The following is a 7668-nucleotide window of genomic DNA, read 5'->3' on the forward strand; positions in this document are numbered from 1 at the left end:
AGCCATGGGAGAGTCACACCACACGATTAGCCCATCGTCGGCTGAGATCATCGGTAGCCGTCGTCAGCGCCCGCGGCCACATCGATGCATCCAACGCTGACACTCTGACCGAGTACACCATGGGGCATCTGACGGGTTGCCGCGGACTGATCGTTGATCTGCGCGGCCTGGATTTCTTTGGAACCGAGGGTTTCACGGCGCTGCACAGGGTCTCCGTCTGCTGCGCGCACCCTGGCATAGGCTGGGCAGTAGTACCTGGTGACGCAGTCTCCCGGGTGCTACGGATCGGCGACCCGCAGGGTTTGCTACCCGCCGCCAGCACCGTCGAGGCAGCAATGACGATCGTCCAAGGCCAGCCTCACCCGACAGGTCCGGCAAGAACAGCGGGCCTTGACAGAAGCGATCGCCAAGCTCGATTGTCCTGCGTTGTCGGCGGTTGACCCTGGGTTCAAAATGTCGAGGCCGGGTCGACCCTGACGTTAATGTGTTGCGAGGGTTGGTCGCTCGCGCGACAACGCTGCTGCTGCCCGATGACAACCTTAAACTGCTCAATCCGCTGTGGTTTGTGCGGGAACTGCGTGGCCGGGCTCAATGCGCGGTAGCCGCTCATCGGGTGTACCGTCAATAAGGTTGGGAACCCAGCCAGTCCGGGATGAAGTCAGCCGTCCGCCGCTGATCTCGCAGAGCAGCAGCTCGCGCCGGACAACGTCGGTGACGACCTTCCGTTGGGATCACCTTGAGCGCTCCATCTACCGTTGAAACATCGAACGGCCCTCTTGTCGGGCAATACCCTTGCGGCCCCGCGAGTTTCGGTATTCTCAGTACGTATCCACCGACACGGTGCGGGCTTGCGACATTCAGTGCGGCCTTGTCGGAAGGGTTGTGCGCGAACGGCTCCGACGTCAGCGTCGTGCGGGTGGCCGACGGGTCGTTATCTTCTGACGCTCGGGTGATCGGAGAGCTGGTCAACGGTTCCCCGACATCCGTAGCTGCAGCCTCCGGTTTGCTGAACGAGAGCGACATCGCGGTAATCCAGCATGAGTACGGCATCTATGGCGGTCTCGACGGAGACGAGGTGGTGGACATCGTCGGCGGGCTGCACATCCCGTCGATCGTGGTCGCTCACACGGTCCTCAAAGAGCCGACCCCGCATCAGCGTTGGGTGCTCGAGGCGATCGCGGCGATGGCGGCTCAGGTGGTTGTTATGTCGGAGGCGGCCAGTCAACGTCTGTGTCTCGGCTTCGACGTCGATCCCCGCAAAGTCACCACGATCTCGCACGGTGCGACCGTCCCGAGGCGGCTCGCCCCGCCGGCGCGGTCAGACAGGCCGACGTTGTTGACATGGGGCCTTCTAGGTCCGGGAAAAGGCATCGAGCGGGTCATCGACGCGATGGGTTCGCTGCACGACCTCCCCGTCCGGCCGCGCTACCTGATTGCCGGCCGGACGCACCCAAAGGTTCTCGCAGCCGATGGCGAGGCATACCGTAACGCCCGTGCCGAACAGGCGCGGCTCAGCGGCGTAGCGGACTCAGTCTCCTTCGACGCCAGCTACCGCGACGTGTCATCGCTGACGGCGCTGGTTCAGTCGTCGGCCGTGGTCGTCCTGCCATACGACTCTACGGATCAGGTCACTTCCGGTGTTCTGGTCGACGCCATCGCGAGCGGGCGGCCGGTCGTCGCCACCGCCTTTCCGCATGCCGTCGAACTCCTCGCCAGCGGCGCGGGCATCGTCGTCGGCCACGACGACCCGGATGCGCTGGCGTCAGCGCTGCTCCGGGTCCTGACCCAGCCGCACCTCGCCGCGACGATGGCCGCCGAGGCCGCGCGATTGGCCCCACGGATGGCGTGGCCGATCGTGGCGAATGCCTATCTGGATCTGGCGCACCACCTTCTCGGTGAGCGTCGGGCGTTGGTATGACCGCCACCGTGTCGGACCTGAGTTTCGACCACCTGTTGCATTTGACCGACCGTCGCGGCACGTTCGAGCATGCCTGTTTCGCTCAACCCCGGCCCGAGCACGGCTACTGCACCGACGACATGGCCAGGGTTCTCGTCGTCGCCACTCGAGAGCCCAACTCTGGTGGGGAAGTCAACAGGCTTGCGCGCCTGGCCATACAGTTCCTGAACGATGCGCAGTCCTATGCCGGTGCTTGCCGAAACCGGATGGACAGCAAGGGCCGTTGGGAGGATGAGCCCTCCCTGAAGGACTGCTGGGGGCGCTGCATCTGGGGACTGGGAACTGCCGCTGCGCATAGTGACGTCTCTCTGGTTCGCCAGTTGGCCGTCATTCAGTTTGAACGGTCCGCGAAGGTGCGATCGCCGTGGCCTCGAGCAATGGCGTTCGCGGCGTTGGGTGCTGCCGAACTCCTCTCCGTCGACCCCGGGCAACCGGCGGCACGCACACTCCTCGCCGACTACGCCGAGACCGTGGCCAAACCCAACGGCGACGCGTCCTGGCCATGGCCTGAGCCGCGACTCACCTACGCGAATGCGGTTCTCCCCGAGGCGATGATCGCCGCGGGCGTTGCGCTCGACGATTCCACTTTGCGGTACCAGGGTTTGGATCTGTTGGGTTGGCTGGTCGAATACGAAACGGCAGCGGGGCACCTCTCACCCACTCCCGCTGCGGGCAGAGGGCCGGACGACCTTCGGCCCGCGTTCGATCAGCAGCCGATCGAGGTGTCCACCCTCGCCGACGCGTGCGCGCGGGCCGCTGCCATCGACACCGGGTCGACCTGGCCCGACGGGGTTCGGGCCGCTGCGGCCTGGTTCATGGGTGACAACGACGCGCTACAGCTCATGTGGGACCCGGAGACCGGCGGCGGATTCGACGGCCTGCAAGCCGATGGTGTGAACCAAAACCAGGGCGCGGAGTCGACTCTGGCAGTGCTCTCGACGATGCAGCACGCTCGGCGCTTCTCGACTGTGCGGCAATGACTTCCGTGGATGCTGGGCTCGTCACGCGCAGCCCCCAGCGGCTTGAGGCCGACCCGTCGCGAGTCATTACCCGACTCTTTGTGCCTGGCCAGGAGGGTTTCGAGTACCAGGAGTCCCGCGCGGGGGCGGTGCTGGCGCGTATCTTGGCCCTGGACGAGGGGCAGGTGCGCTCTTCGCTAGACGATCTCGTCATCCGCTTCAACGGGCGCCACCGCGATCTTGCTGGCACCTTCCGCCGGCACGCCAGGGAACTCGCCGACCGTCTCGATCCCGACTTGGACCTCTCCGAGGCACGAAAGTTGTTGCTGGGCGCGACGTTCACCAGCGAATACGCCATTGAAGGTGCGGCGTTGTGCAACCCCAGCATCGTGGCCCACCCCGACCAGGCTGGGACAGTCGCAGGCAGCCTGCGATTCGTGATGAGCGTCCGGGGCATTGGCGAGGGGCACCGTTCGTCAATCGGGTTCAGGACCGGCGTCATCGACGCAGCCGGCGGCATCACGATCGACGACCCGGCTCCGTTCGCCACGGTGGGAGCGGCGGAGCCGGCTTTGCTCGACGCAGCCGTCTTCCGCAGTGAACTCGCCCGAGTCGACGACGCCGGAGAGGCGGCCGACTATGTCCTCGATCGACTCGGCGAGCGCTTTACCCAAACTGCACTGAATCAACAGTTCGCAAGACTCCAGGCTTCTCTGAGCACCCGCAGGCACGCAAGGGAGACGATGTCCTTACTCCGCGGCATCGCCGAACGGACATACGCCATCGAATTCTCTGACCACACAACACTTTCCGAACGGGTACTGTCGCCCTTGATGGGCGCAGAGCAGGCCGGCATGGAGGATGCACGCTTCGTCCGTTTCATCGACGACGATGGCGCCATCACTTTCTATGCCACTTACACGGCCTACAGCGGGTCCCAGATCAGCCAGCAGCTCCTGGAGACCACAGATTTCCAGTCCTTCACCTCCGCACCGATCGTCGGACGCGCCGCTGCCAACAAGGGTCTGGCGCTGTTTCCTCGCCGGATTGGCGGTCGCTTCGCCGCCATGTCGAGATCAGATCGCGAATCGAATACCGTTGCCTACTCTGATGATCTGTCCGTTTGGCCGAGTGCGCTTCCGTGCCAGAGCCCGACCCGAGCCTGGGAGGTGTTGCAACTCGGGAACTGCGGCTCGCCCATCGAAACCGACGCCGGGTGGCTGGTGCTGACCCACGGCGTCGGTCCGATGCGCACCTACAGCATCGGGGCGATTCTGCTTGATCTCGCCGATCCGACACGGATTCTTAGTCAGCTACCGCAACCGCTACTGAGCCCCGCTACTGATGAGCAGGACGGCTACGTGCCCAATGTTGTCTACTCCTGCGGCGCACTGGTCCACGCCGACACCCTGGTGTTGCCGTACGGCATTAGTGACGCCGCCATCGGTATTGCCACAGTGCGGCTACCCGAACTCCTTGCAGCTCTGAGCCGCTGAGATTCGAGACATTCAAATTGTGCCTCCGCGCGCCTACGACGTAGGCCAGCAATGCCGACAGGCTCCCTTGTAGGGTGTTTGATTGCAGATCTACTGGAAACCGGCCACCGGAAGAGTCCATCTGAAATTGTCGCCGGGATCAATGTGTTTCCGTCTGTTCCAGGGGAATCGGATTCGACGACTCCGGGACGACGACACGCTGAGGACGAACCCCAACGATGTAGGTCTACGGCTCAGCCGGGATCACGACGCGGCGCAACGCGTGAACTTTCCAGCCCCGCCCGACGTGTTCTGGACAGAGGAGGCGGTAACGGTGCGCAATTCAGACCGAGCGTGGGTGACACTGGCCGGTGGTGTGGCAGCCTACGACCTGATCGCCACCGATGACGAGCAGCTGACCAACGCGGCCCGCCGGTACTTCAAGTCGCAGCCGCTTGCCACCGCGTCGATGATCCTGGTGACCGCCCTGCATCTGCTCGGTGGCATACCGCCGTGGTGCGACCCGATCACGCTGACGTTCGCCGCGTATCGACGGCTGCTGCGGCAATTCTGGCTTCGCCCAAAAGTAGAACAGCGGGTCAGCCTGGTGGCTGCGACGGTCGTTCGCAAGTTTGCCGCGTGAAGCGTGGTAGCTGGCTCTGGTTGAAGTGCGAGCGGGGATTCTGCGAACGCAATGCCTGGGCCAACCAGTTCGGTGGGTGCGGAAACCGAGTTGATGAAGACACTCTACGACGCAAGCGTGCTCGCCCTCGCCACACCATAATTCATCGGCGATAGCCGGACCGCACACCGACTACTGATCGCCGAAGCGATGGCGCAACTAGCCGCCGACATCGCGCGATAGTGCGCCGGTCTTGACATCGCCGAAGGCGCCATGAAGTCACGGCTGCACTATGCCGTGCGGGCCATGCGACTGACAAGCAAGAACCCAGAATTACGAAATGCAAGACGTGCCAGGGGCAGATGGGAGTTATACGACGATGCCGCTATGGCAGCCCGGAACGCCGCGTGGCGGTGATCTATCCGGGCATGGCCAGTACGCGATGTGGGATGCCGCATACGTGCTGGGATCACTGTCGTCCGTCGAACGGCGGGAATTTGAAGCGCACATAGCCGACTGCCCGTTGTGCCGCAGCGCCGTTGGCGAGCTTATCGGCATGCCCCCTCTCCTGTCGCAGCTGGATCGCGACGAGTTGGCGGTCGACAATGGCAGTGGCGTAGTACCGTTGCCGCCTGACGAGTTGCTGCCGTCGCTGATGGCCAAAGTGAGCTGGCGGCGGCGCTGGTCCCGCATCGTGACTTGGACGGCTGGGGCCGCCGCAGCCGCGGTGCTGGCAATCGGTGTACTTGTCGGCGTTGCAGGTCATTACCCGACATCCGTGCCCACCCCGCCGCAGGCCAGCGTCTCGGTTCAGCCGATGGCGCAGGTCGGTACCAACAGGCTGGCCTCGACGGTCTCGCTTAGCAGCCAACAGTGGGGAACGTTCATCTCGATGAACTGCGTCTGCCTGGCCCCGCTGAACGCCCATCACGACACGCTAGCGATGGTCGTGGTAGGTCGCGACGGTAGCCACACTCGGATGGCAACCTGGGTGGCGAATCCGGGCCATACGGCAACGCCCGCTGGCAGCATTTCGACGCCTGTCGATCAAATTGCCTCTGTGCAAGTGGTTTCCGCCGACGACGGCGAGGTGTTCCTGCAACGTTCGCTGTAGATTCCGCCCCCGAGTAAACCGAAGTCAACCGCAGGTCGTGTTACCGACAAACAAGTTAGGTGAGCAGATGCCCAGGACTCAGCAAGTGGTCGACCATATCGTCGAGCACCTCGCGAGAATCGAGATCGATTACATATTCGGTCGCCCAGTCACCGCGGACATCCTCGACGCGCTGCCCAACGCGACCGATCCATTTGCGCTGTCCCTCAACGAAAACCCGTTCCCGCCGCTGCCAGCGGTGCGCTCGGCACTGATCCGCTCGATCGATGTCGCCAACCGGTATCCGGAGTTCCTGCCCGAACGGCTGCGCCGCTTGATCGCCGGTCACATCGGGGTCTGCGACGAGCAGGTCGTGCTGGGAGCGGGTGTGAGCGGGGTGGTGATGCAGGTCCTGCATGCGGTGACGCGGCCCGGTGATCGGATTGTGTTCAGCGAGCCGACTTTCGATGGATACCCGATTTTCGCGCAGATGGCCCGCCTGACATCGGTCACTGTCCCACTCGACGAGCACGGCCATCATGACCTGGACGCAATGGCCGAGGCGGCGGCGGACGCCAGGGTGGTCGTACTATGCCGACCGCACAACCCGACCGGCACCGTGGAGCCTGTCGCCGACGTGCAGCGATTCCTGCGGCGTGTGCCGGATGACACCGTCGTGCTGCTCGACGAGGCCTACATCGAGTTCGTCGCCCCCCAGCACCGTATCGACGGACCGGACCTGGTCCGGCAGTTCCCGAATGTCATTGTGCTGCGGACGTTCTCCAAGGCCTACGGGCTGGCGGGACTGCGGATCGGGTACGGTTTCGGATCGCCGGAGCTAGCCAGAATATTGTGGAAGATGCAATTGCCGTTTGGCATGGCCATCACCAGCTTGGTCGCGGTGGCGGCGTCCTACGACGCCGAAGACCAGTTGCAACAACGCATTCTGAGAATCACCGGTGAGCGGGACTACCTGTCCCGGCGCCTTCGGGCAATGGGCGTCTACACCACCGACGGGCACGCCAACTTCGTCTACCTGCCGGCCGTCCGGCGACCCTGGCGAGAGGTATTCGACGACACCGGGCTGACGGCCCGCTACTACCCTGACGGCGCTGCCCGGATCACCGTCGGAAGCCGCGCGTCTACCCAAGCCGTGCTGGCCGCAGTGGCAAAGCGGCGGGTTGAGCAAATCGCGTCCTGAGGTGCGGTAAGAAAAGGTGCTGCTGGTCGAATTGGTCGTCCCCAACCACGACCGTGACTTCCCGGGAAAATGGGTGGATTTGGAGATGCTACTCAGCCCAGCGAAGGGCATCGCCGCCCAATACCGAAACCTGCTCAGCCAAGCCGGATTCCAGATGACACGGGTGGTGCAAACCGCTTTTTCCCTCAGCGTGGTCGAGGTCCGAGCGGCGTAACAACCACCTGCAACGGCTCGCCGGGGCTAGACCGTGCTCGCATGCCGACGGGGGCCGAATGTCGATAGTGGCCGTCAGTGTGGTCGTGGTACCAGGTCGTTTCCCCCGGCGCCGGCAGACCGGCCTTCCGCAGTGTGGTCGACAGTG

The 7668-nt window shown here is 64.0% G+C and carries 8 protein-coding genes and 1 pseudogene; all 9 read left to right on the forward strand.

The genetic code is table 11. The features are described 5' to 3' along the window. On the forward strand, positions 1 to 440 hold a 440-nt coding region (locus WBF82_RS08965), incomplete at its 5' end, for an STAS domain-containing protein (RefSeq protein ID WP_424382697.1). 290 nt (positions 441 to 730) lie between these two features. Then, complete coding sequence (locus tag WBF82_RS08970) at positions 731 to 1918, forward strand: glycosyltransferase (protein ID WP_424382703.1); 1188 nt, start codon at positions 731 to 733, stop codon at positions 1916 to 1918. After that, positions 1915 to 2937: a glycosyltransferase gene (locus WBF82_RS08975; RefSeq protein WP_424382698.1), complete on the forward strand. Its 1023-nt coding sequence runs from the start codon at positions 1915 to 1917 to the stop codon at positions 2935 to 2937. The genes WBF82_RS08970 and WBF82_RS08975 overlap by 4 nt, the downstream gene beginning before the upstream one ends. Next, entirely contained in the window at positions 2934 to 4412 is a 1479-nt protein-coding gene (locus WBF82_RS08980) for a glycoside hydrolase family 130 protein (RefSeq protein ID WP_424382699.1), read from the forward strand. Before WBF82_RS08975 ends, WBF82_RS08980 begins: the two co-directional genes overlap by 4 nt. Before the next feature lie 262 nt (positions 4413 to 4674). Beyond that, positions 4675 to 5034: a DUF7427 family protein gene (locus WBF82_RS08985; RefSeq protein WP_424382700.1), complete on the forward strand. Its 360-nt coding sequence runs from the start codon at positions 4675 to 4677 to the stop codon at positions 5032 to 5034. A 168-nt stretch (positions 5035 to 5202) separates the two neighbouring features. Then, a pseudogene (locus WBF82_RS08990) lies at positions 5203 to 5331 on the forward strand (sigma-70 family RNA polymerase sigma factor); the annotation flags it as partial. 61 nt (positions 5332 to 5392) lie between these two features. Further along, on the forward strand, positions 5393 to 6127 hold the full coding sequence (locus WBF82_RS08995; protein ID WP_424382704.1) for an anti-sigma factor family protein: 735 nt from the start codon (positions 5393 to 5395) through the stop codon (positions 6125 to 6127). A gap of 67 nt (positions 6128 to 6194) precedes the next feature. After that, entirely contained in the window at positions 6195 to 7307 is a 1113-nt protein-coding gene (locus WBF82_RS09000; RefSeq protein ID WP_424382701.1) for an aminotransferase class I/II-fold pyridoxal phosphate-dependent enzyme, read from the forward strand. A 16-nt stretch (positions 7308 to 7323) separates the two neighbouring features. Beyond that, on the forward strand, positions 7324 to 7521 hold the full coding sequence (locus WBF82_RS09005) for a hypothetical protein (protein WP_424382702.1): 198 nt from the start codon (positions 7324 to 7326) through the stop codon (positions 7519 to 7521). Positions 7522 to 7668 lie beyond the last annotated feature (147 nt).

Origin of the sequence: Mycobacterium sp., from assembly GCF_049673265.1 — a bacterium.
Classification (GTDB): domain Bacteria; phylum Actinomycetota; class Actinomycetes; order Mycobacteriales; family Mycobacteriaceae; genus Mycobacterium.